The organism is Rhizobium sp. Nf11,1 (assembly GCF_050587665.1).
Lineage (GTDB): Bacteria > Pseudomonadota > Alphaproteobacteria > Rhizobiales > Rhizobiaceae > Rhizobium.
In genome coordinates this window covers 63538-89376 of record NZ_JBOBHU010000025.1, presented here as the reverse complement: position 1 = coordinate 89376, position 25839 = coordinate 63538, and the positions used below count along the sequence as shown (strand labels likewise).

Annotated in this window: 24 protein-coding genes and 1 pseudogene; 14 read left to right on the top strand and 11 right to left on the bottom strand. The window is 61.7% G+C overall.

The window, feature by feature from the left end:
- The first annotated feature begins 274 nt into the window (after positions 1-274).
- From ACQ7C1_RS27150 to ACQ7C1_RS27115, 8 genes and pseudogenes are all read left to right on the top strand, one after another.
- Positions 275-1918 (top strand): MFS transporter, encoded by a 1644-nt coding sequence (locus tag ACQ7C1_RS27150; RefSeq protein WP_430960513.1) that lies wholly within the window; start codon positions 275-277, stop codon positions 1916-1918.
- Between the two features lie 752 nt (positions 1919-2670).
- Positions 2671-3204: a UPF0262 family protein gene (locus ACQ7C1_RS27145; protein WP_430960512.1), complete on the top strand. Its 534-nt coding sequence runs from the start codon at positions 2671-2673 to the stop codon at positions 3202-3204.
- Between the two features lie 771 nt (positions 3205-3975).
- Positions 3976-4790: pseudogene (locus ACQ7C1_RS27140) on the top strand (MFS transporter).
- Positions 4791-4993: 203 nt separating this feature from the next.
- The gene (locus ACQ7C1_RS27135; RefSeq protein WP_430960511.1) at positions 4994-5731 is read left to right on the top strand and encodes a LuxR family transcriptional regulator; all 738 of its coding nucleotides are present in this window, start codon (positions 4994-4996) and stop codon (positions 5729-5731) included.
- 43 nt (positions 5732-5774) lie between these two features.
- Positions 5775-6524: an acyl-homoserine-lactone synthase gene (locus tag ACQ7C1_RS27130; protein ID WP_430960515.1), complete on the top strand. Its 750-nt coding sequence runs from the start codon at positions 5775-5777 to the stop codon at positions 6522-6524.
- A 19-nt stretch (positions 6525-6543) separates the two neighbouring features.
- The gene (locus ACQ7C1_RS27125) at positions 6544-6876 is read left to right on the top strand and encodes a hypothetical protein (protein ID WP_430960510.1); all 333 of its coding nucleotides are present in this window, start codon (positions 6544-6546) and stop codon (positions 6874-6876) included.
- Positions 6877-7013: 137 nt separating this feature from the next.
- Positions 7014-7835: a hypothetical protein gene (locus tag ACQ7C1_RS27120; protein WP_430960509.1), complete on the top strand. Its 822-nt coding sequence runs from the start codon at positions 7014-7016 to the stop codon at positions 7833-7835.
- A 62-nt stretch (positions 7836-7897) separates the two neighbouring features.
- Positions 7898-8476, top strand: coding sequence for an RES family NAD+ phosphorylase (locus ACQ7C1_RS27115; protein ID WP_430960508.1), 579 nt, complete (start codon positions 7898-7900; stop codon positions 8474-8476).
- A 15-nt stretch (positions 8477-8491) separates the two neighbouring features.
- Here the strand turns inward: ACQ7C1_RS27115 and ACQ7C1_RS27110 are convergent, their stop codons facing one another.
- The 3 genes from ACQ7C1_RS27110 to traA are packed head-to-tail and all read right to left on the bottom strand — an operon-like array spanning position 8492 to position 15886.
- Positions 8492-10960 carry a zeta toxin family protein gene (locus ACQ7C1_RS27110; RefSeq protein ID WP_430960507.1) on the bottom strand — a complete coding sequence of 823 codons (2469 nt, stop codon included), beginning with the start codon at positions 10958-10960 and terminating at the stop codon, positions 8492-8494.
- 2 nt (positions 10961-10962) lie between these two features.
- Positions 10963-11232, bottom strand: a complete 270-nt coding sequence (locus ACQ7C1_RS27105; protein ID WP_430960506.1) for a hypothetical protein — start codon at positions 11230-11232, stop codon at positions 10963-10965.
- Between the two features lie 37 nt (positions 11233-11269).
- Entirely contained in the window at positions 11270-15886 is a 4617-nt protein-coding gene (traA, locus tag ACQ7C1_RS27100; protein ID WP_430960505.1) for a Ti-type conjugative transfer relaxase TraA, read from the bottom strand.
- A 222-nt stretch (positions 15887-16108) separates the two neighbouring features.
- Between traA and ACQ7C1_RS27095 the strand changes: the two genes are divergently transcribed.
- The 4 genes from ACQ7C1_RS27095 (at position 16109) to ACQ7C1_RS27080 (ending at position 19008) form a co-directional block, all read left to right on the top strand.
- Positions 16109-16396, top strand: a complete 288-nt coding sequence (locus ACQ7C1_RS27095; RefSeq protein WP_430960504.1) for a TraC family protein — start codon at positions 16109-16111, stop codon at positions 16394-16396.
- Positions 16386-16625, top strand: a complete 240-nt coding sequence (locus ACQ7C1_RS27090) for a conjugal transfer protein TraD (RefSeq protein WP_430960503.1) — start codon at positions 16386-16388, stop codon at positions 16623-16625. The genes ACQ7C1_RS27095 and ACQ7C1_RS27090 overlap by 11 nt, the downstream gene beginning before the upstream one ends.
- Complete coding sequence (traG, locus tag ACQ7C1_RS27085) at positions 16616-18529, top strand: Ti-type conjugative transfer system protein TraG (protein ID WP_430960502.1); 1914 nt, start codon at positions 16616-16618, stop codon at positions 18527-18529. Before ACQ7C1_RS27090 ends, traG begins: the two co-directional genes overlap by 10 nt.
- 311 nt (positions 18530-18840) lie before the next feature.
- Entirely contained in the window at positions 18841-19008 is a 168-nt protein-coding gene (locus ACQ7C1_RS27080) for a hypothetical protein (RefSeq protein ID WP_430960501.1), read from the top strand.
- A 17-nt stretch (positions 19009-19025) separates the two neighbouring features.
- Here ACQ7C1_RS27080 and ACQ7C1_RS27075 read toward each other — a convergent pair whose 3' ends face one another.
- From ACQ7C1_RS27075 to ACQ7C1_RS27060, 4 genes are all read right to left on the bottom strand, one after another.
- The gene (locus tag ACQ7C1_RS27075) at positions 19026-19403 is read right to left on the bottom strand and encodes a hypothetical protein (RefSeq protein WP_430960500.1); all 378 of its coding nucleotides are present in this window, start codon (positions 19401-19403) and stop codon (positions 19026-19028) included.
- A gap of 217 nt (positions 19404-19620) precedes the next feature.
- Positions 19621-19779: a hypothetical protein gene (locus tag ACQ7C1_RS27070; protein WP_430960499.1), complete on the bottom strand. Its 159-nt coding sequence runs from the start codon at positions 19777-19779 to the stop codon at positions 19621-19623.
- Positions 19780-20158: 379 nt separating this feature from the next.
- Positions 20159-20494, bottom strand: coding sequence for a hypothetical protein (locus ACQ7C1_RS27065; protein ID WP_430960498.1), 336 nt, complete (start codon positions 20492-20494; stop codon positions 20159-20161).
- A 70-nt stretch (positions 20495-20564) separates the two neighbouring features.
- Entirely contained in the window at positions 20565-20888 is a 324-nt protein-coding gene (locus ACQ7C1_RS27060; protein ID WP_430960497.1) for a DUF736 domain-containing protein, read from the bottom strand.
- Between the two features lie 643 nt (positions 20889-21531).
- Here ACQ7C1_RS27060 and ACQ7C1_RS27055 point away from each other — a divergent pair.
- Positions 21532-21795 (top strand): WGR domain-containing protein, encoded by a 264-nt coding sequence (locus tag ACQ7C1_RS27055; RefSeq protein ID WP_430960496.1) that lies wholly within the window; start codon positions 21532-21534, stop codon positions 21793-21795.
- A gap of 81 nt (positions 21796-21876) precedes the next feature.
- Complete coding sequence (locus ACQ7C1_RS27050; RefSeq protein ID WP_430960495.1) at positions 21877-22155, top strand: HU family DNA-binding protein; 279 nt, start codon at positions 21877-21879, stop codon at positions 22153-22155.
- 394 nt (positions 22156-22549) lie between these two features.
- Here the strand turns inward: ACQ7C1_RS27050 and ACQ7C1_RS27045 are convergent, their stop codons facing one another.
- The 4 genes from ACQ7C1_RS27045 to ACQ7C1_RS27030 form a co-directional block, all read right to left on the bottom strand.
- On the bottom strand, positions 22550-22912 hold the full coding sequence (locus ACQ7C1_RS27045) for a type II toxin-antitoxin system VapC family toxin (protein WP_430960494.1): 363 nt from the start codon (positions 22910-22912) through the stop codon (positions 22550-22552).
- Positions 22913-22954: 42 nt separating this feature from the next.
- On the bottom strand, positions 22955-23191 hold the full coding sequence (locus ACQ7C1_RS27040) for an antitoxin (protein WP_430960493.1): 237 nt from the start codon (positions 23189-23191) through the stop codon (positions 22955-22957).
- A gap of 259 nt (positions 23192-23450) precedes the next feature.
- Positions 23451-24392, bottom strand: coding sequence for a DUF2493 domain-containing protein (locus tag ACQ7C1_RS27035; RefSeq protein WP_430960492.1), 942 nt, complete (start codon positions 24390-24392; stop codon positions 23451-23453).
- 383 nt (positions 24393-24775) lie between these two features.
- Positions 24776-25837, bottom strand: coding sequence for a DUF7146 domain-containing protein (locus ACQ7C1_RS27030; protein ID WP_430960491.1), 1062 nt, complete (start codon positions 25835-25837; stop codon positions 24776-24778).
- Positions 25838-25839 lie beyond the last annotated feature (2 nt).

Below are 25839 nucleotides of genomic sequence, written 5' to 3'. Positions count from 1 at the left end.
TCACCCGCCCCGCTCCTCCCTTGCAACCCGGCTCAGCCGGTCGGATCGGGGGCTGAGCGTCAGTGCCAGCGTCGCATTTCTAATCGGTTGGCAGAGTCACATTCCTAATCAGCTTTGACAGTTATAACGTAACGATGTGAACACACTACCTACCCCCGGTATATGCCGGTTTCCTGCATCGGCTGACCGCATAATGGAGAAATCCGCCCACCGACACCAGATATTCTGCTGCATCGCAGCAAGGCGTTAGGAGCCTGGAAAGACAAGATAAGCAATGCAGCGCGACGATCCGCATCCGGCCGTTTCCACGACCCTGGCTCCGCTCCGGAACCGGGCGTTTCGTGCGATCTGGTCGGCGACGCAGATCTCCAGCCTCGGATGGCTGATCCAGACGACGGCGATCAGCTGGCTGATGGCGACGATCTCGGCCTCCGATCTGATGGTGGCGCTCGTGCAGGCCTCGTCGACACTGCCGGCCTTCTTCCTGTCGATCCTTGCCGGCGCCATCGCCGACAGTTTCAGCCGGCGCGGCGTCATGCTCGCCGGACATTTCCTGATCGCGCTTGCATCGATGACGCTGGCGGTGTCCGTTGCGCTCGGCCTTGTCAGCCCGTGGCTGATCCTCGGACTGGGGTTCCTGGCCGGATGCGGCTTTGCGCTCAACGATCCGGCCTGGCACGCCTCCGTCGGCGATATCCTGGAAAAGCGCGACATTCCCGCGGCGGTGACGCTGATGTCGATCGGCTATAACATCGTTCGCAGCACCGGTCCTGCCATCGGTGGCGCGATCCTTGCCTTCTTCGGCCCGCTTGCGGCCTTCGTGCTCGCGGCGCTGAGCGATCTGGTGCCGCTTGCTGCGATCTCCCGCTCGAAATGGCACGTGCGCTCGTCCTCGCTGCCGCGCGAGCGTGTCACGATCGCCATTCACGACGGGTTGCGCTTTACCGCGATGTCCTCGGAAATCCGGGCGGCGATCGTGCGCGGGACCCTGTTCGGCGTGGCCAGCATTTCCATCCTCGCGCTGCTGCCGCTGATCGTCCGCGATCATCTGACCGGCGGACCGATTGTTTACGGCGCACTGCTGGCGGCGTTCGGCATCGGCGCCTTCAGCGCCGGTCTGAGCAGCAGTCACCTGCACCGGATCGTGCCGCAGGACCGGCTGATCGCGCTTGCCGCGGTCGCTTGTGCCGCGTGCTGCTTCCTGCTCCCCTTGACGACGTCGATCCCGGTAGCGGCGCTGGCGCTCGCCATTGGCGGCGCGGGATGGCTTTTAACCTGGACCGGTGTCGACGTCGCGATCCAGCTGTCGAGCCCGCGCTGGGTCGTCGGCCGTACGCTGTCGATCTATTACGCCCTCTCCTATGGCGGCATGGCGGCCGGCAGCTGGATCTGGGGCTTTATCGCCCAGACCTATTCGCTGACCATGGCATTCCAGGGGGCCGCGGTGGTCCTTACGCTGGTGGCCGCCGCCGCATTCGTGCTGCCGATCGAATTGTGGGACGAAGCCGAGCAGGAAGCTTCCGATTTCGAACCTCCGGCGCTTGCGCTCGACCTGGAGCCGAGAAGCGGCCCGATCGTCGTGAAGGTGGACTATGTCATCGCCGAACAGGATCACGATGCCTTTCTCGCCTGCATGCGCAAGCGCCGGCGCATTCAGAGCCAGGCGGGAGCACGCAACTGGACGCTCCAGCGCAATCTCCTGACCCCGACCCTTTGGACGGAAACGTTCCGCACGCCGACCTGGACGGATTATCTGCGGTTGAACCACCGCCTGTCGGCCACCGATCAGGAGCTCGGCGCTGAGCTTGCGGCGCTGCATGACGGAGAAGCCGCCCCTCAGACCGTGCTGACGATCGAGCGCTCGACCACCCCGTCGCGCGCACGCAGCCAGCCGATAGCCCGCGTATCGCGGCCGTGAGGAGCAGTTGAGATGCGGCAGACGGTCAACAGACAGCAATCCTTGCATCGCATGTTCGGCGGCGGCTCTTTGGCTGGCCTGGCGACGAGCATCCGTCGTCAAGGCCGGTCCGCACAAGCTCCTGACCTGCGCTTGGCTTTTACCCCAGCCGCGCAGGGTACCTCGGCTGCCGCCGATCAGGTCCCGACGGCAGCCGACTTTCCCTGGATCTGCAGCGGTATCCCTGGCACCGCCCGGCAACGAATACGAACGGCTATCGCGGTTCGCCCGGGAATTCCTGCAGGACATGTTTCCAGCCGACTTCTCCTTCGCCCAGCCTCCCAGGGCGGCGTGGCTGTCGCCGACGGCGTTCCGGCGGCAGCCACGTTCTGTGGGTCTACGCACAGCCCAAGGCTTGCTGCCAGCGGCACGGACAAAATGGCGACGCATTCCGCCGGGCGCCCCGTCGCGGCCGGATATGGTTCAACCCTCAGTGCGGCACGTCTTTCCCCGCCCTCTCAGGGTCGCTTGGCTGCCGTTGAACATCCTTCAACGGCAGCGATTTTTTTGACGAAACCTGCACTTTCCAGCAACTTTTGCAAGACACGGCAGGCCGGTCGCACAGGCGGACCCCGGTCTGCCGTAACCCCGGAGGGAACCGCGACGCCGGTCCCCCGGGGTAATTCGGCTGCCGTTGGCTCTCGCGGCCGACGGCAGCCCCCTCTATCCCGACCGTGTTTGACGCATGTGGCGCCGAATGGCGGAGGCGCGACATGAAGGCGGCCACGGTCTCTAAAGCCTCACCATCCGGCGCGCGGCTCTGCGCCGTCTCGCTCGATGGCTCCTTTCGTGTTCAGGACGATCCGCATCTCAAGCGGGAACAGGCGATTGCGATCTTCGATCTCCTGAACGAGAACAGTTTCGCTCCCGTCGGCCATGACGGCGGCCCCTACCGCCTCGAGCTCGCACTTGTCGACCGCCGTCTGGTGATGACGATTTTGCTTGACGACGGCGAGCATATCGTGAGCCATCATCTGTCGCTGACGCCGTTTCGCCGGCATCTGAAGGACTATGCCCTCATCTGCGACAGCTTCAACGACGCCGCCGGCCGCGCCAGTCCGGAGAAGATCGAGGCGATCGACATGGGGCGCCGCGGCATCCACAACGAAGCGGCCGAACTGTTGCAGGCGCGTCTCGCCTCAAAGGTCGCCGTCGACATCGACACCGCGCGGCGGCTGTTCACCCTGATCCATGTGCTGCTGATGAGCAGCCAGCCGCATGGCGGACACTTGCGGAGGTTGGCATGATGCTTCCGTCCGCAGTCCCGTCCTGCGGTGGCGGTCTCATGACCTGAAGACAGAAAGCAGAGGAGGTGGGCAATAACTGCGGCAACTGATGACAACATCCGAGGACAACTGGCACCACTGAAGAATCCGCTGTTACTAGGATTTCCTCGCGTCCCTGATCTCAAACCTCTGCAGCTCGAAGCCGCGCTATAACCAGCCGGGCGTCTCACCGATGAGACTTTTTTTCGCTTTCGATACATGAACAACAGGATCTGGAAGCACAGCTTTTGCGGAACCGACTGATTTTCAGGCGCTACCGCAGGGCGAGTTAGCTGGCCTGGTTTTTGCTCCATCTCCCGCCCAAGCTGTCCTTTCCTTGGCGGGATGGGAACAGGCGCATTTTCAGGTATCGGCGCCAAAAGGTTCAACGTGATGTGTTCTAACTCACTGCCCAAGGACTTTTGATTGCAACACTTGCTGGACAAGATGACCGACCTCACCGCAATTGCGGCAGCGAGGAGAGCCTCAAGGCGGGCCTTGCGAATATCACCGAGCATGCCGTCTACACGGCCCATGCCTACATCTATATTCGCACCGGCTACATTAAAGTCATCTCCAACGACAATGGCGGATGGCAAAGCACCTATTTCGAGAGGAAGCATACGCCCATTCATCCGGCGGCGTTCATGCTGATGTCGGCCGGCAACAAAACGGGGCGCTGTGACGGTGCGGCGCTGGGCGGCTTCATCGTCGTCGGCGCCTTCGGCGGGTCCGCTCGCCGGTGGCCTTCTGATGGCCGGCTTCGGCACTGGTGCACTTGTCGCCGGGCTGGCAAATCAGCCTCTCCGGCAGAGCTTCGCGCAGGAACGAATCTTCGTTGCTGCCTGCATCGCCTGCGCGACCTGTGCACTGTCGTGGGAGTTTGCCGCGTCGCTCGCGCTTGGCGGCGCCGGCTGGGTAACGGCGTTATCGGTCCTCGGCGTCAACGTGCAATTCGCCAGTCCGCGCTGGGTGGCGGGGCGGACCATCTCGATCTACAGCGCCGTCACCTATGGCGGCATCGCCGGCGGCAGCTGGCTCTGGGGCACGCCGAGACTCATTTGCTTTTCTCTGCGCTCACAGCTTCCGCCGTGGCGTCGCTGTTCGCCGCCGCCTCGGGTGTCAAGCTGCCGATCAGCAACCGTGTCGACCCGGCACTGGAACCGTCCGGGTCGTTCGTTGTGCCGGCGATCGCGCTCGATCTCGAGCCCAAAGACTGGCCGATTCTGGTCACCATCGAATATTCCATTGCGCACGACAATGCCAATCAGTTCATGGACGTCATGCGCAGACGTCGGCATGTGCAAAGCCGGGCTGGGGCAAGGCAATGGACGCTCACCCGCGATGTCAGCGAACCCTCGCGCTGGCTCGAGACCTACCGCACACCGACCTGGACGAACGATCACCGACTGCATCACCGTCTGACGGCGGCCGACAAGCAACTGGACCAGGAACTAGCGGATCTCGCCCCAGACGCCCAGCCGCCGAAAGTCACCATTCTCGTTGAACGCCCGCCTGACGCCGCCCGCAAGCCGGCTGCGCTCGTTTCCTCTGTTTTGCAGAAGTGAGCAACGCAATGGATAACGGCCGCCCCCTGCGACGCCACCCGCGCGTAGCGCAGCTAAGGATTTCCAAATGCAATATTTTCGGCCCTCGCACTGTCGGTTGACGGCCGGTGTCGCCGAACCTCCTTCCCGGCGAAGCGCTGCCTCTCGCGTCAACGTCCAAAGAAGGGCGTCCCACAGGACGCTCGTGTTGTGGAGATTTTCTTATGCAGACAAACGAATCCGCGCTGCTTCGTATCACTTCCGCCGGCATTGAAGGCGCACCCACCGTCGACGAGGCGATCAGAATTGTTCAGGCGAACTATGGAGTCGACTTTGTCACTTATCATCTCGCCCAGACCATCGCAGGCGCGGTGGACACACCCTTTGTCAGGACCACCTATCCCGATCCGTGGGTGGCACGCTACCTCCTGAAGGACTTTGTCAAAGTCGATCCTATCCTGCACGAGGGTCTCGTTCGGCAGTTGCCCTTCGATTGGCGCGAAGTTGAAATCCCGGAGGCCGCGCTGGCATTTTATGCCGACGCTATAACGTTCGGTCTTGGCGAGAACGGGTTCTCGATTCCGGTCGTCACCAAGTCGCGCCGCGCGCTCTTTTCGCTGAACTCCAAAAAACCAGACCGCGAATGGAGTGCCCTCGTCGTGGAGCAGCGCGAAGAATGGGTCGAGCTCGCCTTTCTCATCCACAAGAAGGCGGTCCGTGAACTTTATGGTGAAGACGATCCGGTTCCTTTGCTAGGGGGCCGCGAGGTCGAATGCCTGCACTGGGCCGCGCTTGGAAAGGAAGCTCCCCAAATCGCCGCCATTCTCGGCCTGTCAGAGCACACCGTTCGTTCCTACCTCAAATCGGCACAACTAAAACTGGGATGTGCGACCAGATCAGCCGCAACCGCACGCGCTGCACAACTGCGCCTGATCAATCCCTATGGCAATACCTACACTTGAGGGTATCAGGTTGCGGACATTTTCTCCCTGCACTTTCGATTGCATGTTCTCGCCGACATCCAAATGGAGGCGACCGTATGCACTCGTCCAGGGCCATCAGTACGGCCGATATGAACACTTGCTGGATCAATATTTCCGGTTGAGGAAGACAGTCTTTGCCGATCAGCTGCGCTGGAAGGTCAAGACATCCGGTCCGTATGAACGCGACCGCTATGACGGCCACAATCCGGGTTATCTCATTTGGTGCGATGACGATCGAGACCAGCTCTATGGGGCGGTGCGGCTGATGCCGACCACCGGCCCCACCCTTCTTTACGACGTTTTCCGCTCCACTTTTCCCCATGCCGCCGATCTGATCGCACCCGGCATATGGGAGGGCACGCTCATGTGTGTCGACGAGGAGGCGCTTGCCCGCGATTTTCCTGACATGCGGTGCGAGCGAGCGCTTTGCCTCCTTCTGCTGGCGCTCTGTGAGGTGGCGCTCGACAACGGTATCCACACGATGATTTCGAACTACGAACCGTATATGCGGCGCATCTATGAAAGAGCCGGCGCCGCGTTCGACGAGCTCGGGCGGTCAGATGGCTTCGGTAAGCGCCCCGTCTGCTGCGGTGCTTTCGAGGTGTCAGGCCGAGTGTTGTCGAACATGCGTGCGAGAATGCAAATCGCAGTGCCTCTTTACCAACACCGGATAACGCCACGGGCTTTCCGCCCTACTTGCGCGCCCCCGCCTGAACCACGACGACAGACCTGCTGCTCGAAGCCACCAAGTGGTGAGCCTCTCCGGAGATAGCCAATTGTATCGACACGCCATGGAAGCCTTCGTCGCAACCGACGATGCACCAAAGATCAGGTCAGACATCCTCACATATATGATCGAGAGATTTCAGTTAGTCGGCCCGCGCCTGAGCGGCGAGCATCTTGACTTCGACGCCGGCCGGGCGATGATGGAGCCTATTAGCGACGGTTTAATGTTCTGGGTCGGCGCAAGTGACTTCTCTGCTTGCTGCGGCATCCGCGCTCTGATCGAGATGAGTACGCGGATGGTTGCACCCACCTTAGATCTCGACACCTGGTATTTCGCGGAAGGCACCCCATTCGAGACCGTGCGACGCTCTCTTCAAGGACCACGTGCGAGACCATAGTTGAAGTCCGCCGATCGCATCGCTCCCATGGAATGCCGGTTGCCAACCAGCCGCAAACCATACACGAAGATATTGAATTCGACTTCACGTGACATAAGTGATATAGGGTATTTGCTCACTTATCTCACGAGGCGGCCATGAATGAAGCCCTGTTTTCTGACGTCGTAATGATTGACCGGCCCAAGACCGTAGCCTCGTCAAATGCGCCGACGCTGAGCCGTCGCAAAAGGGGCGGTGCGGTCGCTGTAACATTGGGCGACCAGCCTGCGCTTCATGACAGGTTCATGAACGCCTTCCTGCAAACGCTTGTCAAACTCAATGTGGCGCCAGGTGGTAAAGGCGACGCCGAGCTTGCACGGCTTGCCAGTGCCATGGCCGACATTGCGACCGGCGATTCAGTGATACTCAAGCTCAAGCCCGATCTACCCAAGAACTATCGGACCACGGTCGAGACATTTCTGAAGACATTGGTCCGTGTCAGCGGCTCGTTGGAAGAAAGCCGGCTGGAAGAGGCCATCAACAAGCTTGCCGATGTCATCCTGCCTGATGAACTTGGGGAGGCGCGCGGCGCGCTTGCCAAGGATAACCTCGAGCTTCGCGACCGGTTCATCCGGGAGATCGCGCAGTTGACCAGTGCCGAGGTCGCAAGCCTGGCAGGATCCTCCGCTAAGAATCCTTATGCAACCGCCGCACGCTGGAAAAAGGCGGGTGACATCTTTTCGGTTCAGCATCGTGGCACGGAATATTTCCCCGCCTTCCAGTTCAGTGATGGCCGCCCGCGTCCGGCGATTAAAGCGGCACTTGCGACGCTGCCTCAATCCTTCTCCGCCTGGCAACGGGCCTTCTGGTTTGTATCTGCCAACGGCTGGCTTGATGACAAGACACCGGTCGACATGCTTGATCATCCGGATGAAGTTGTTTCTGCAGCCGAGCATGAACGCCAAGAGGTCGTCGGTTGATATCTCGAGCCGTGCCGGGCCCACCTTCGCCTTTTCCGAACATCAACAGGCGGACGCTCAAGGTGGGGACAAAGCTTCATCGCAACCACCTTTCCTCGTTTGGCGCAGCACAATTCAATCCCTGCATGGGGCAACGAACGCGTTTTGCACCATTCAACGACGGTGCCGGGAACTGCGTGCCGACGCTCTATGCCGCAACAAGCAGAGAGGCTGCGGCCTTCGAGTCGATCTTTCACGACATAGAACCCACCTCCGCATTCAAAACTGTTCGCCTCGCCACCGTCGAACAGCGGACGATCAGCATCATTGTCCCTAAACGGAATCTGGTGTTGGCAAGCCTTTTTGCGCCCGACTTGAAGGCATGGGGCATTAGCCGCTCAGACCTGATCGAAACGTCGAAGTCTACCTATGCTGACACCGGTTCATGGGCGCAGGCAATTCACGGTGCGTCGCCGGATGTCGACGGCCTGATCTGGACCTCCCGTCAATGTGATCCCGATCAATGTATCGTTCTTTTCGAGGATCGTATCGCAGAGGACGAGTTCGAGATCAGGGATTCCTTGCCAGTCGCTTCGAATGCGGGCCTCCTTCTCGAGCTCCGCGACTATGGACTGCGTGCCGGCATTACGATCATCTCGTAGAAATTCTCAGAGGCCTCAGCGCCTCACCAAAGTGACAGCCTCCGTCCGCGCTCGTTCCCGGACACGCGCCGTCATGTCCTGCTGCACGCTACGTACCTGGGACACAATCGTTTTCACCTTCGTTGCCTGCTGCTCATCAATTCCGTGGGTCTTGGCGAACCTTGAGAGGTCGCCGGCTGTCAACTGAGCAAGGTCCGCCGGCGATAGTCTTTTCGTCACCGCCAGGGACAGACGTTCAAATTCGCGTCTGAGAGCCTCATCACTTTGGAAGGATCGAAACCGCTCCTCACCTTCCGATGACAGGACCCCAGAAAGTTTGCTGGACGGTAACGGAATTTCCACACGCTGACGGGCCTGTTCCTCACGGCGCTGTGTGACGACCTGATGCCGCTCGAAGTCGACCGTCAACCCATAGTCGGCCAACGCCGCTGCGAGCTTCTGCACATGCGCTTCGGCCGTCAGGCGCTCGAGGGTTGGGCCGCGCAACAAGGTCCGCCCCTCCCCGGCCATCTCGCCGCGCCGGCCCGCCCGCACGTCGTCGCCGGCAGCAGCGCCGGTTCGCGCATCCGTAATCGCCTCCACCGAAGCGGCCTGGCTGTTGCCGAAGACCAGCCGCGACAGGTGTTCGATCTCCGTCCGCTTGTCGGCGAGTCGTGTCGATTGCTGCAGACGCGCGCCGATTTCGCTTTCGCTGAGGTCCGGAATATCCCGCGCCGGAACAAGCGGCGGCGGTGAAACCACTGCATGCTCGACGTGACACTCCGTCTCTATCCGCAGCATTCGCTCGTTCCCGGCGATGCCTTGCGCAAAGACGTCCGCGGCGCGCCGCTTAGCGGGTTCCAGACTGTCATGTCGTGCAGTCTCAGAGAGCACGGCCTCCATCATGGCCTTGGCGCGGGCGCGATTGTCCAGCTCGGCCGAGCGGAGGCGAAGGACATCCCGCATCGCGCGCAAGGGCTCTCCGTTCACATCAACAATCGAGGTTGCAATCGCCGCCCTTTCGGTGAGCATCAGATTGCGCTCGAGCCGGCGCCGGGTTTGAGCGATCGCAAGCGCATATCCCGGCTCGATAATCCGCGACAGCGCCTCATCGGCAGATACACCACGCACCACGGCGTTTGCCGCCCCGGCGAGGGCTTTTCGCATGCCGGCGGCCTCCGCCCAGGAATCGGCCACATTGGCGAGACGCGACATGCGGTCCGTCGGACTGAACACCTCGCGGTCAATCGCCACCCGATTGAGTTCCAGGCCGAACATGTCGGTCAGCCGCCGTCGTGTCCCGTCCGGCATTTCCACGGCGAGGTCCGCCGGCAGGCGATGCGCCGCGGGGAATTCGAGCGACCCGCGCTTGTCCTGTGCAAAGGCCCGCGTTGCGACGATCTTGCTCTCGTCCGGCAGCAGGCCAAGATCGCGTGCCACCTCGACCAGCTTCAAAGCCATGTAGCTCTGCGTGAGGCGTCCGACGGCATGAGCCTCGACATTGCCGATCGGACGGCGCTCGGCGTCGCGGATCGCATTGTGGTAGAGCTCGACGAACAGGCGATGACCGTCGTTGGGTTCCTGCAGGATTGTCCCGCCACGTACTTTGCTTTGGGCGCCCTCCGTTTCCCGGCGTTGCGCCAAGAGATGAGCAACATCTTCTTGTGCACGGATTTCCACTGCTGCGATCCGCTCCCTTGAAGCACTCCGCTCTTCCATCCGGGCGAGCACATGGTGCCAATCGTCCGCGAAGCGTTGCAACTCTCCAGGTGTCATTGGCCGTGACTGCTCGCGCTCCAATGCCAGCCGGCCACTGGGGCGATGCGTCCATTGATCGTCGGGGCGCTCATTGTCGTAGATGACGGAGCCGCCACGTGTGCGCAATTGCACGCGGTCGACCAAATGCTCGCTTTCGATCTTGTCTAGACTGACGCGAAGACCGTCGATGGCGGCATCATGAACGTGCTGCGGGGGGATCCGTGCCGCCAGCCCGGCATGCAGCATTTCCTCGAAGCGGTAATGATTTGCCTGCCAACTGACGCGGGGATTGACGGCGACAGCACGCACCTCGACCGCGTAGCCGGCATGCCGCGCCACTTCAATCACCCGGGCGACATTTTCCGGCGTGCGCATCGTGGTCTCGAAGACGATGTTGACCTGCCGTTCAGCCGCAACCGACAGCAGCTTCTCGGTCCAGCGTCCGGCATCTCCTTGTGTGAATTGGGACGCGGTCTCCGGATCCTGACGCTGGAAGGCAAGGAATTGCGGATGATAGGATCTGAGGTCGTCGCCGACGATGCGAATGGTCGGTCCTGATTGCGCAAGTTCGTGATGGCTCGCGGTTAGAACCGTCGTCTTGCCGGCGCCAGGTTGGCCGCCGATCAGGATCAGGCGCGGCTGCTCCGATCGTCCCATCCTTTCCGGCAGATAATCACGCAAAATGTCTCTCTGAAAAATCTTCTCGTTTCTCTCGGGCGAGAGCAACCCGACCACGTCCTCCGCCATGATCAGAACTCCGCCCAGAAGCGGGTCTCGTCCTGGACGCGCGGCCCCCAGAGGGCGATGACATGTTCCACCGCGTCAGGATGTTCGGGCCCGAGACTTTCCTGGAGGTCGAGGAGGTCGCGGCGACGGTCGCGCAACCGGTCGGCGGCGGCCGGATCCTGTTCATCGAGCGTATAGGCGCGTGCCGTGACGATGGCGCGCGCCTGATTGAGAATCCTGATGGCGATATCGGTGCGGATGGTTGCTTCGTAAGGCATGTCCTGACCTGCCATGTGCTTTTCCTTTCCCTTCTCTGATGTCTCTAAAGTGCTATCGACTGAGGCCGCGCGCGCGATCGATGGTGCGCTGCCGGCGTTCGGAGAGAACCTGTTCGCTGCCCTGATGTCGAACCGTCTGTTGCAGGACCTTCATCTTTTCCTGCATTGCCTCGAAGGCGCGCCGCTGGGCCGGCGCCACGCGATTGATGACGTCCTTTTCGCCGCGCAGAATGGCTTTGGGGCCGAAACGCTCGTCGAGCGCCCGGCTGACCGTGGCGAACTCGCGGGCGATGGCCGGACCGAGCGAACCGGCGGCGATGTCGAGCTTGCTGCCCTTTTTGCTCATTTCGGCCGTCAGCCGATTGAGGACATTTTCGGCCGCCATTGACAATCCGGGAATGGCGACAGCCATGCGCCGGCGCTCTTCGATAATGCCTCGTGTTTCGGCATCAAGCGCACTGGCGTAGGACGCAGCGAGCGAACGGATGCGGCTTGCTGTTTCCGGCACGGCGAGAAGGGCTTCCTTTCGCTCGCGGCCGGGGGCAAGCAGTTTGTCCACCAGCCGGCCGGACCCTCTGAGCGCTCCGTAGGCGGAGGGATCATTGTTGACGGCCGCCGCAATGCGATCGCCAGCAAAACCCTTAACGAGGAGCGCCTCAATCTTTTCGACGCCGCCGGCGGGATCGCGCCAGACGCGCTTCGCGTTCTCGGTGAGAGCCGCGCGATGATGACGATAGTGCGCGGCTGCTGTCGCGCGTGACCGCGCCTCTTCTTCCACCGGTGTTTTGAACTCGGTCACGGCGGCGAGCATTGGCAAGACAGTCACCGTCTCCGGAGCGGCCGCGACGCTTGCGCCGGCAACGATTTTTGAGTGATCCTGTTTCTCAGCGAGATGCTGTTCCTCGGCAAAGCGCCGGATGACGGCGAAGAGACGGGTAAGCCTGTCGCGACGCTCGGGAGAAAGAACGTTGGGCATGCGCTCAGTGATGTTGCGCTCGGCGACTGCGTCTGCCTTGGCAGTAAAGGCGCTCCAGCCGAACCGTGCCGTCAATGCGTCGTTGACGGCCTTGACCTCCTGGACAAGCGCTCGGTCCTCACCTGCATAGGCGAAGGCAGTCTTGTAGGCGCCCTCGCCGCCTCGTCCGCGGATCGTCTCGATTTCCACGAGGCGCGCCATCGCCGGTTTCGAAAGCGCCGGGATCGACAGCGCCATGTATTCCCGGCGCGTCCGCTCGCGCTCGATGAACTGGCCTGCGGTCCGGCGGAACTCGGTCGCATGCGCCCGAGCCAGCGGCAGCAAGTCCTTGATCGCCGCCGTCGCGGCGGCACGCTCATCGCGTGCTGCCCGACCGTCAACCATGAGATTGGACCCGTGCAGGCGGCCGAGCCGCTCTGGCTTGACGCCAAGATCGTCGACAAGCTTGCGGGGTTCGATCATCGTATCCGACACCAGTGTGTTCAGGCGGACAAGTGCTGCTTCCGGATCGCGATAGATCTTTTTGAGCACCGGCCGCAGGATGGCGTCCCGCTCTTTCCAACGCGGCGAGGCGAGTTGCGCCCGGCGCGCATCCTCATTGACGCTGCGGGCGAATATGGTGCTGGGCGGAATCAGATGTTTCCCGGTCGCCGGGATGTCCGATGCGAGGGACACGCGCAGTTCCTCGGTATAAGCCGTGCGCCGTTCGTGCGCGATCGCAAAGCCGAGCGCCACGCTTGCACGCTCCCAGAGCTTTGCGACCTGCTCCCTCTTTTCCGCGATCCACGCCAGTTGCCGGGAAACACCCTCTTCCATTCCGGCCGCGAGCCCGGCGAGCGTGTCGATGCCGCGCCGCCGTGCGAAGTCCTGGCGCAGCGTGCGATAACCTTCCTCGCTTTCGAAATCGAGCGTCGTTGTCTTGGCGCCGGACCTACCAAGGCGCTCGACAAGCTCACCGAACAGCTCTGGCCGATGATTTTCCCGCTCGATCCGCTCCACGCGAGCCTCGGCGGACTCAATCAGCTTAGCGGTCCAGACGTTGCGATCGACCTCGCGTTCCTCAAAGAGCTTCTCGCCCGTGTTTTCATCGAAGACCGGGATCGTCACCTTGACTTTCTCGACACCGTCCTTCCGTAGCGTGACGGTATCGCCCTCCGAGACGCCCGCCTCCTCGAGCGCCTTGGGCAGGCTGACGCCCCAGAGACGATGAACGGTTCCGTCATTTGTCCTGACATCGGCAAAGGGATTTTCCGAATCCTCGTCTTCAGGTCGAAATCTCGCGAAGCCGGTTGCGACGAGTTCACCGGTGACGCCGGCGGCATGATCGACACGTGGCTTATGTCCCCATTCCGGCTTCGCCGCAAAATCCTCGCTCGCCGCATAGAGGTCGGCGCGGTCGCGATGGCGGGTCATCGCCACATAGGTCAGATGCTGGTCCATCATCCCGGTGGCAAGGATGAAGGTCCGGTCGACGGTCGCGCCTTGAGATTTGTGGATCGTTGCGGCATAGCCATGGTCGATATTGCGATAACTGTCTTCGCTCAGAACAACGTCGCGGCCATTGTCGAGGCGAACCGTCAGCAGCGTGTCGCCTCGCTTGTCACCGGTCGAAACGACCGTGCCGAGCATACCGTTCTTGACATACTGCGGCCCGTGGCAGCGCGCACTCGGTTCGAGGAAACGGGCATTTTCCAGGAAGATGATCCGGTCTCCGGCGGCGAACTCGCGAAGCCCGCGTGCCGTCTGGTATTCGCGCGCGTCGGTCAGTGCGCTCTCCTCCATCATCACCTTGCGCAGGGATTGATTGAGACGCTTCACATCCTCATTGGTGTGCGCCAGCACAAGCAGTTCGTCGCCACGAAGCCGAGGCGCAGTCCCCCCGTCGGTGATTTTCTGGAGCAGGTCACGACGTGCTTCCGTCCAATCGGCAACGATGCGACCGATGATTTCGTCGCGCCTTTCTGCCTCGGTAATGTGGCCGCGCTGCGCATAAGCATCGAGGCCCTGTTCGACCTTGCCGCGGGCGAAAAGACGGGATGCGTCGCGCGCCCACTCATCGCGCTGGCGGCGCACGCCGGCAAGCTCGGCAAAACCGACACGCTCGGAAATCGCCCGGAAGGCAGCACCCGCCTGGATCGGCTGCAGTTGCATCGCGTCGCCGACCAGCACGGCTTTCGCGCCTGCATCTTCGACGGTCTTGAGGACTCGCGCCATCTGCCCAGACGACACCATACCGGCCTCGTCGATGACAAGCACGTCCCCGCGATGGAGCAATTCCCGGCCGCCGGCCCAGGCGAGCTCCCAGGAGGCGAGCGTGCGCGACCTGATGCCGGAACTGTCTTCAAGCCCTTCCGCGGCCTTGCCGGCGAGAGCTGCGCCGAACACCCGGCGGCTTTCGATTTCCCATGCGACGCGGGCGGCTGCCAGCAGCGTCGACTTGCCGGCACCGGCGAGACCGACGACGGCGGCAATGCCGTTGTCACCGGTGACGTGGCGGACAGCGTCCACCTGTTCGGCATCAAGCTTGAAGGCTTTTTCCGGATTGGCCGTCTCGATGCTGGCGACGGCGGCCGCGACGTGCCTCGGCGAAACACCAAAGCCTTTCTGCTTGGCGAGATGTTCTGCCGACTGCGCCATGTCATATTCGATGCGCAGGATGTCTCGCGTTGTGAAGATCGCCGGTTCGGAGACCCTAACGGACTGCCCGTCAACCTGCTGCGGCCGCAAGAGCACAAGATCGTCCGAGGCCATGAGGCGCGCGCGGATATTGGCGAAGTCCGTGGGATCGTCGACATAGCGATGCAGCGCCTTGGCGATGTCACGCTCGTTGAACGTGGAGCGTTCGTTCGCGAGCTGTTTCAAGAGCAGCTCAGGTTCGGCAAGCAGCCGGTCCGCCATTTCCTGCCGCCGCGCAAGATCCGCCGGCGCGAAATACATCTCGACGCCCTTTCGCGCGAGCGCCGCCTTTTCCGGGCCGAGGTGCTTTTGCGCGATGCCGTCCAGACCCTGTTCGGCGTAGGAGCGGCCGTCGAGGCGGACCTCATGACCGGCCAGTGCGAGATGCCGGTTCGCGGTTTCCGCCCAGGCAATCTTCCACGATTTCATCGTTTCCTTGTCACCGGCCCAGAGCATGTAGACGATCTTGCCCTTCGGCCGGTCCGGTGTGACGACGCGCAACGGCGTGCCGTCCTCTGCCGTGACCGCGACCTTCTTCGGCCCGAACCCGTCCTCGGTCAGAGGTCGGAGCGTCGTCATAAGATGAATGTGCGGATTGCCGTCTTTGTCGTGATAGACCCAGTCGGCAACCATTCCGCTGGACGTCAGGTTGTCCCGGACGAATTCGCGAACCAAGGCGATGTTTTCGGCCCGGGTCAGTTCCTCCGGCAGGGCAACGATCAGTTCCCGCGCCAGCTGTGCGTCGGCTCTTTTCTCAAACGCGTCGACCGCGTTCCAGAGCGCCTCGCTCGCCTTGACAGCTGATTGGCCGTCGAGCGCCGCCTTCAGCCAGGCCGGAACGTCCTCCGGTAATGCGAGCTCTTGATGCATCAATTCGGCGGCTCCGCCGCGATAGCTGAAGGACGTGCCGGCCTGTTCGTCCATCATTCGGGCGCGATGGCGATAGGCGGCGGCCGAGACGATACTGCGCCCCGCCCCTCTGCTGATCACCTGCGCTCTGACGAACATGATCGCCAATACCGTCTCCTGGCCTTCCAAGCACGTCGCGCCAGCGACGTATATTGCGCCCTCAAACCGATCGGACCGAAGGGCCAATGCCGTCTTTCCGGAACACGGCATTGGCCGGACTGCTGGCTGCGATGTTTTCGGCGATGCAAAATAGCCTATTTTACTAAAGTAATCTAGCTAGTATAACCACTGTCGTTCACATTGCTTCGACACAGGAAGGAAACCCGGAGAATGGCTCAGAAATCTTCGATCACCGATCTCGACGCCCAGATCGAAAAACTGCGCGAACGCAGGAAGCTGCTCGTCGTCAGATCGGCGGAGCGATTTGCCCGCGCCGCGACGAAATATGGACTGGCGGAAATGGAAATCCCCGACGATGAACTTGACCGCATCTTCGAAGAGGTGGCGGCGCGATTTCGCCAAAGCGAAAAGAAGGCGACTGCTGCCGCTTCTCCTCAAGCGCGTCGACCAGCAAATAGTGGGGCTGGAGCGGCGGCGGAGGTTTCTCATGACAGCTGATCGCAAGCGCGCGGCGCGGGAGAAATTCCTGCTAGGCGGCATCGTCGTCAGGGCGGGCCTTTCGTCGTCCGATCGGGCTTTCCTGCTTGGCGGGCTCATCGAGCTGACGAGAGTGGAGGCAGGTTCGCCGGAATACCGGCGCCTGCGCGACATAGGCGAAAAGGCATTCAGAACCTCCCCTCAATCGGAACAGATCACGCCCGTCGAGGAGATGCTGGAATGGCGTTGAAGTCGAAACTCCATCCCAGCCTGCTGCTCATTCTTGTGCCGGTCGCTGTCACTGTGTTTGCCGTCTATATCGTCGCCTGGCGGTGGCACGGTCTTGCCGCCGGACTGTCCGGAAAAGCCGAATACTGGCTTTTGCGGGCCGCACCTTTACCGGCATTGCTGTTCGGGCCGCTCTCAGGGCTGTTGACCGTATGGGCCCTGCCTATGCATCGCCGGCGGCCGATCGCCATCGCCAGCCTCGCGTGCTTTCTGTCGGTCGCCGGCTACTATGCGCTGCGCGAGTTCGGCCGGTTGGCGCCGTTCGTTGAGAGCGGCACGGTCACCTGGGAACGGGCTCTTTCCTTTCTCGACATGGTCGCCGTCCTCGGAACGGTCACAGCCTTCATGGCAGTCGCGGTCGCCGCGCGTATCTCGACGGTCGTCCCTGAGCCGGTGAAGCGTGCCAGGCACGGGACCTTCGGAGACGCGGACTGGCTCCCGATGTCGGCGGCGGCAAGAGTGTTTCCGCCGAACGGCGAAATCGTCGTCGGCGAGCGTTATCGCGTCGACAGGGAAATCGTCCACGAGCTGCCCTTCGATCCGAACGATTCGGCAACTTGGGGTCAAGGCGGCAAGGCGCCGCTGCTCACCTACAAACAGGACTTCGATTCGACCCATATGCTCTTCTTCGCCGGGTCGGGCGGATACAAGACAACCAGCAATGTGGTGCCGACGGCGCTCAGATATACCGGGCCGCTGATCTGCCTCGATCCGTCTACCGAAGTCGCGCCGATGGTGGTCGAACACCGGACGGTTGGGCTTGACCGAGAGGTCATGGTGCTCGACCCCACCAATCCCGTCATGGGCTTCAACGTCCTGGACGGGATCGAGAGGTCAAAGCAAAAGGAGGAGGATATCGTCGGCATCGCGCACATGCTGCTGTCGGAGAGCCTGCGCTTTGAAAGTTCGACCGGGTCTTATTTCCAGAACCAGGCGCACAATCTCTTGACCGGCTTGCTGGCGCACGTGATGCTCTCTCCCGAATACGAAGGACGGCGAACCTTGCGTAGTCTCAGGCAGATCGTTTCCGAGCCGGAGCCCTCGGTGCTGGCAATGTTACGCGACATTCAGGAGCACTCGCAATCGGCCTTCATCCGCGAAACGCTCGGCGTCTTCACCAACATGACCGAGCAGACCTTCAGCGGTGTCTATTCGACCGCATCGAAAGACACGCAATGGCTGTCGCTCGACAGTTATGCCGCGCTCGTCTGTGGCAATGCCTTCAAGTCGAGCGACATCGTTACGGGCAAGAAGGACGTCTTTCTGAACATCCCGGCATCGATCCTGCGCTCCTATCCGGGGATCGGCCGGGTGATCATTGGCTCGCTGATCAACGCCATGGTGCAGGCCGATGGCGGCTTCAAGCGCCGGGCGCTGTTCATGCTCGATGAGGTCGACCTGCTCGGCTATATGCGGGTGCTCGAGGAGGCGCGCGATCGCGGTCGCAAGTATGGGATCAGCATGATGCTGATGTATCAATCGGTCGGACAACTGGAACGGCATTTTGGCAAGGACGGCGCGACGTCGTGGATCGACGGCTGCGCCTTTGCATCCTACGCGGCAATCAAGGCACTCGACACCGCGCGCAATGTCTCGGCCCAATGCGGCGAGATGACGGTCGAGGTGAAGGGCAGTTCAAAAAATCTCGGCTGGGATTCCAAAAGCGGCGGAACCCGAAAATCCGAAAGCCTCAATTTCCAGCGCCGGCCGCTGATCATGCCGCACGAGATCACCCAGTCGATGCGCAAGGACGAGCAGATCATCATCGTCCAGGGCCAAGCGCCGCTGCGTTGCGGGCGGGCGATCTACTTTAGGCGCAAGGACATGCACGCGGCGGCCAAGCGCAACCGCTTCGTGACGAACTGACGATAACACCAAGTGAGGACCATACGGTCAAGACAATGTACGGTGAACTGGTCGATGTGGAACAGGGGCAAAGCCGCGTTGCTGAGGCGCCCAGCGGGATCGGTTCGTTCGGCATGGGGCAATGTATCTCCGCAGCCGTTCTCAATCATAGTCAGAGCAGAGCCTGGCTTTGCCATGGCTTGGTCCGTGAATCCCGAGAGACTGGACGATATGCTGGCTGAAGCTCGGCGAGCGTCTGCTGGGGAGACGATATCACGCTCTGGCTCGTCGGCGCCTGCAAGACATTTTGTGTGGCGCCCGAGATTGTCGATATGACTCGCGCGGATCGGACGCTTGCCGAAGAGCAGGCCTCGAATGCGTTTGCCGCTTCGATGGTCCGCACCCGATTTTCCGACGACCCAACTGTCATGTCGATCGACGTCGAATTTGCCTATGACGGCAAGCAATGGATTGAAGAAATCTCGCAGCATTCGTGGTAGCGCCAGTCGGCGGATTTCTAACGTTGACGCCGATATCGCTTGAACGGATCTTCAGCACCAGGCGGCGTCAACCAATCGACGAACATTGTATAGCCAAGGGCAAAGGCGACAAACCCGATCGCCATCAGGCCGATCAGCCAAAACGGCATGCCCGCCGCTGCCTGCGGATGGGCAAGGACGACGATCGATATCGGCAGCATGACGATTGCCGCCAGAACCAGCATCCCGGTGAACGGCCGAAACGCGCACAGGAGATAGAAGGCGACATACCAGATGCAGTAGAGGACGATGTGGCCGACGGCTTTAAGTACAAAAGGCAAAGCAAGCAAGCGCCAATAGGGAGCCTTCCGAACGGGGTCGGAATGATCGGTTGCGGCGTGAGGATTGATTGCCATGAATGGACATCCCGTCTCGGCGTGCGGCGCCCGACGAAGGCGCTCGCTCCTGGATCTGTTGGACAACAGCGGGAAATCCGGCTGTTGCCATAAACTGGCGCTTTTGCACGAGTCTAATTGTGATCGAGCCATAGCGCAACTGCCCGGACGCGGTGCAAGCGCGAGGGGAGGGTCGATCCGGCCTCTCGCGCTCCAAAGCCGAGCGAAAGAAGCTGCCTCACGGCAGCTGCTCCCGGGCATATTCCTCGAGCTCGGCCTTGAGCGCCTCAAGCTCAGCCTCGATCATGCGGCGCTCTTCCAGGGTCGCCGCCTCTTTGGCCTCGGCCCGCAGTTCCTCGATGGTGCATTCAAGGGTGAAATAGTAGCTGTTCGTCATCGTCGTCATCCTTGTAGACGTGAAAGATGCCGCCGACGGTCATGAGGCAAGGAAGGGGTCAAGGCTCGCGGAACGCGACCGGCGGAGCCGGACGAGCGGAGGAACCGATTTTTCTGGAGCGGAGTGCAACGCAGCGGAGGAAAAATTGCGAGGGGCCGCTCGGGCCTTGAGGCCTTCCTTGCCTCATGACAGACTTGGACAGTCTGAGCAGAAAACCAACCTCTCGTGTGGCACCAAAAAGCGAGCGGCAGCGAAGTTGCCGCCTCTGAGAGCAGCCCCGGAAGGCAGGCTTGGCGAGAAGGAGCCGACGAAATTCTGGAACAAATAGACTCGCCCGTGGCCGTCATCGGCTAACTGCAGCTCAGACGTAACCGCCAGATCAGGTCGGGGCGGTTTTGTGGCTCAACAGCGCTTCAAGGAGAGGGTCGGGATGAGAGCGCCATCCTTCGCGGGCGAGATCGTTGGCGAGAGACCTGACAGTATCGGTGGCCATCGGGATGAAGTCGTAGCCCTGAGCAAGTGCTGCGGTGCGCAGAGCGGAAAGCGTTTCGTAGGCACGTAAATCGGTTCCAAGCCAGAGGGCGAGATCCTCGCCCTCTGCGTCGGGGAATGCCTGCAGGAAGAAGGTCTGCAGTGGACGGTCGTAGCCGATAACGGCATCCGCATCGGTTGTTTGGCTGGCAAGGTGGGCGACGGTGATCGTGTAGCGGCTCATGCGAAGGTCCTTTTCGTAGCGGCGTCGTGTCCGGGATGGGACCGGCCCCTTGAGGGGCCGGTCGCCGGCTTCAGGCCGGGTTATTCCAGAGGATGACCTTGCGGTTCGGTTCTCCGCCGGGCGCGGGGGCGAGGTTTCCGAAAATGACGCCGATCTCAGGGGCCTCAAGCTTGACCGAGAGGTATTCCTCGCCGGTCTGGCGGGCGACGCGGTTCCACCCGGCGCCGATCTCGAAACCGGTCTTGCGGTGGATGATGCGGTAGTCAGGTGCTTCCTCGCTTGCCTTGTGGGCGTTCGGGACGATGGCGATCGGGGCGTTGACCCGGATGGTTGCGAAGATGCCTTCGAGGCTGCCGTCAGTCTTTTGCGTGAGGGTTGCGATCGTGGTGGCCATGGTAGTTACTCCTTCGGTTGCTCGGGACCATTCCCGATGGCGCCCGAAGAAGGGGCCGCGCCGCAGGCGTCACCGGAGCGAAGCGCCGGGGAACCCCCTTGCGGGGTTGACGCTGGTTGCGGCCGGTCCCTTAGAAAGGCGACATAGAGAACGGGAATGGCCCCGAAGCGCGATCGAAGGGTAATCCCGCCATGGCTATCCGATTGCGCCGAGCTAGGTCTAACGGCATGAACGAATACCGAGGCCATCAGGACCGCCCCGCCCCTCGCCCTCCCCGCAGCTGACAAGCGAACCGAGCGCTGACTTCAAAGCCTCCTCGGGAAAAGTCGAGATCGCCGTCGCGCCACACCCGCCAACAATTGCCTGAGGCTTTGACCGGTCAACGCAGTAGGCACGGTGGTGCAACATGTCTGCATGATCGCAGCGCGCCGGTGGCGCAAATACCTGCGGGCATCTCTGACAGCAACAAGTCCATCGGCACCGCCGCCGACAACCGCGGGCACGATCTGGCATCTTGCAGCAATCGGCCCTCACGCTCCGGCCGCTCGATCCGATCGATCTATCAACGCCGTGAATCGGTGCGGGTTGATCGATTCAAAACAGTCGTTGGACAGGACGGGCGTATGCCACGATTCTTCGAGACATGGCTCTCTATCCGTTCAAACTCTACTATCAGCGCATCGACGCCACACGTAACATGGCGCGCTACTATATGCTGGCGATCGAGACGACGTTGTTCGGCGAGACGGCTGTCGTGCGGTCATGGGGGCGGATCGGAAAACGCGGCGGCATCAAATGCGAGGTCTTTCCGACGGAGCGGGACGCGGCACGCCACTTCCTGGAATTGGCGCGGCGGAAACGCCAGAAGGGCTACATTCCCGTCGGAAACTGTGGAAATGCCACATGAGCCGGTCAGGGCGACCGGCCCGGAAGGTGACATCGACCGTACTTCGGTGAAATGGTCATGCTTTTAGAGAGGGGACTGATCATGACCACAACCAATGAAATCGCCGACAAGATTGCCGCCGACCATCAGTTGACCAAAGCGCAGAGCAAGGCAATCGTCGAATCCGTATTCCGGGAGATCACAACGGCCGCGACCACAGGCGCTGAAACGTCGATCCCGGGATTTGGCAAGTTTAAGCCGAAAGACACGCCTGAGCGGGAAGCACGCAATCCCGCGACTGGCGCCACGATCAAGGTTGCCGCGGCAAGAAAGCTCGCGTTCACGCCCGCCAAAGCGCTGAAGGATGCATTGAATAAATAGCAGCACAGGCGCGCCTTGCCTTTTCAGGAAGCGGTCGATTGGCGACGAGAGACTGTTCACAAGCCTCCAATGATCGCTTCCGTCTGCTTTGAATTTCTTCACGTCAACTGTCATAGTGAGGACGACAATTGACGCGAGGGAGGCATCTGTGGCAGCCACCGCGAACACGGTTTTGGAAGAAGCAACCAACGGCAGTGTTCAGAAGTCGAGACCCTGCTCGGCGGTTCGCGGACTTTGGCGCGTCGACTGACCAGTGCACTTGATGTACACGAATTGACGGCTTACATGGACCGTGGCAGGTTTCAGGAGACCGGTCTTCGGAGACTGTCTGTTACCATCCGTGAAATACATACGCAGTTAAAGCAGCATGAGCTGAAGCGCCTTGGATCTGCACCTAATGGGACTGCAGCCAATTCTCAACCCGGAGTTCTGGATAAGATAAGAAGTTGCGCTCATTGTAGGTGACAAGAGCGTCGTTCAGAGCCAATGCATGAGCGGCGATCGGTTTATCGAGGTGCTCCTTCTTTCGATCACGCGTTGCTTCGCGAACGGGTCCGTAGGCACGAGCCGCATCCGCGTCAAACGGCGCGACCGGAATCGCCTCGACAAGAAATTCAAGGTTGGTCCGTTCCAGCTCGGGATTTGCGGAAACGGCGACACCGTACTCCAGTTCGGCGAAGGTGATGGCGGAGATGAGGACATCACCGACTTTGCATTCAGCGAACCGCCGGGCGACTTCCGGCGGCTGATGCTTCATTAGATATGATGCACATGCTGGTATCGAGCATGTAAAGCGCCATCAGATGGCATCCCGCTCCATCTGCTCCTGCTCGCCACGACCTTCTGCCATGAAGGATGGGCAGAAACGCGCAAAACGGTCCAGAACACTCGCAAGCGAAGGCCGCAACGGCCGAATGCGCAACTCTTCGCCCACCCGCTCGATCTCGACTTTGATGTCATTCTGGCCATAAGCAAGATCGGCCGGAATGCGCACGGCCTGGGAATTGCCGTTTTTGAATACCTTTGTCGTATGCATAACCGCCTCCAGACGCCCACGTCACGCTGTACATCCTAGGTGTGTACACAGAGGATCGAGAGAGATATTTCAAGGGTAGGTCATTTCGCCGTTTGCCTCACCTGCGGATTAGGACTTGAAGCGGCTCGATGTCATCGAGCGAAACGCGGGCCTGGACGGCATTGGGCGGTTGCAATAGCAGACAAGGTCAAGGTGTATCTCGTTTTACCGATCGGAAATATCGCCATGCGGGACTGCCGCATGGCGTTGCGATCATCCATCAGGCGCTCTCTGCGCTCGCCTGCCAGACGGGGATGCCGAGGCGGCGGGCCTTGTCGGCGAGATTGCCAGTAATGCCGGAGCCCGGGAAGATGATGACGCCTGCGGGCATCACCGACAACATCTCGTCGTTTCGACGAAAAGGAGCTGCCTTGGCGTGCTTTGCCCAGTTCGGCTTGAAGGCGATCTGCGTCACTTTGCGGCTTTCGGCCCAGCAGGCGGCGATGCGCTCGGCGCCTTTCGGAGAGCCGCCGTGCAGGAGAACCATGTCGGGATGCTTGGCATGGGCAAGGTCGAGTTTACCCCAGATCCGCTCATGATCGTTGTAGTCCATGCCGCCGGAAAAGGCGATCTTGGTACCGGCCGGCATCAGCACCTCGGTCTCGGCGCGACGGCGGGCCGACAGGAAGTCTTTCGAGTCGATCATCGCCGCGGTCATGTTGGCGTGGCTGACCTTGGAGCCGGTGCGCGGCCGCCAGGCCGAGCCCGTCTCGGCTTCGAACAGATCAGCCGCATAGTCGCGCATGAATTCGAAAGCGTTGCGGCGCTCAAGAAGGGTGATGCCCTCGGCGATGTGGCGCTCCAGCTCGACGCTTTTCACCTCCGAGCCGTCCTGTTCGCTCTGCCCGGTTCGTTGCGCATCTTCGTTGCGCTGCAGTTCGCGCTGGATGCGTTCGCCGGCACGGTGGAAAAGATTGACGGTCGACCAGTAAAGGTCTTCGAGATCGGGTTCCAGCCGCGTGTCGCCGAGCATCTCCGTGAGCGCGTCGAAGATCGCGGTCAGCGCGGAGCGGACGACCGGTTCCTCCGGTAGGGGCCGCGGATCCGGCTCGTCCTGGAAGGGGCGATAGCCATGGATCTGCATCTCGTAGATGAATTGGTCGGTCGGGGAGGATGCGTGGTGAGGCTCGAAGGCGTCGTCAATGGGAAGTGTGCGGTTCATGATGGTCTCCGTCGGTTTCGGCCGCGCCTCTCGCGGCCTGACGGCGATCCCAGTTCACGCGGCAGACGGGCCGGAACCGCGAGCAAAGCGAGCGGCCCAGCGAAGCGCCGGGCGGCGGAGGGAAGGTTTCCTGGCCCGCGAGGAGCGCCGGCCCGGCATCGGCCCGGAAGCGGTCCCGCTTTCCGGATCAGCCGATGCGCGAAAAATGCGCCGGCGCGGGGAAGAAACCTGACCGACCCGCTGAAGGCCTGGACGCCGCATGATAAGGGTCGCCTCTCGCCAGGCCCGCAGGCGCGCGCATAGCCGGATTGCGGCCCTTCCGGACCGGCACTGTCCATCACGGCGCAGTGCCGCGCCCGCCATGTGCCTCCGCGGCTGCCGCGTCATACGGACAGAAGAGTCTGCGCATCCTCCGGTGCGAGCTGGTCGCGGAGATTTGCCATGAGCCGGTGTGGCCCGAGCCGTCGCAGGTCCTCGTTGAAGTCGCCGAGTTCGGGGTTAAGCACCAGCGGCAGGATGCCGAGCGCCTGCGCCCGGCGGCTCAACCCTTCGATGCCGTGCCGGCCGGCGGCATCGGCGTCAGCGGCGAGGTATAGGCGCAGACACCCTGCCGGCGGCCGGAAGGCGGCGAGGTGATTGGCCGTCAGCGCCGAAACCATCGGCATGGCGGGCATCACATGAGACAGCGACAATATGCTTTCGAGCCCCTCACCCGCGATCATGACCGGCACAAGGTCCTTGGCGGGAAAGCCGAACCGCACTGCATTGCCGAGCAGCGTACCCAGCGCACGGCGGGGTGTGTCGACCGGCGCCTTGCCAACGCCGCCCGGCTCCGATCCGGAGCACGCAAGGTATGTGCGATGCACGCCCGTGATAGCACCGGATTGATCGGTCACAGCAGCGATCAGGGCCGGATAGCGGCTGGTCCCGCCGCTTGCGAGATCGCGGTAGTAGCAGGATGGGTGAAACCGCAGCGCCGGATGCAAGGCCGCCCGCAGGATGCCGCGCTGGCGCAGGTAGCCGTCGGCGAGCGTGCCGGCAAGCGGTTCGGTTATTCGAAACAGCCGTCGTGCCCGTTCGCCAGCCGGTCGGTCGATCGACGCAGTTGGAGCGTCACCGCTTTGCGACAATCCCGGTTCAGCACGGGCTGGATCACGGGGCTCGTTCAGGAAACGCCGCGCCTCATCGGCGACGTCACGGAAGTCGACAAGCCCACAGGCCTCCCGTACGAGATCGAGCAAATCGCCATATTGGCCGGAGGCGGCATCGGTCCAGCGACCCGCACGATCACCTTTAAGCCGAACATAGAGCGAACGACCCTTGTTGTTGGCGACATCGCCGACGATCCAGTAATTGCCGGCCCGGTGGCCGGCGGAGAGATAATAGCGGCAGACAGCCTCCGCGTCGCGCGCGAGACGATCCGCCAGTTGCGAGGCGGATAACATCA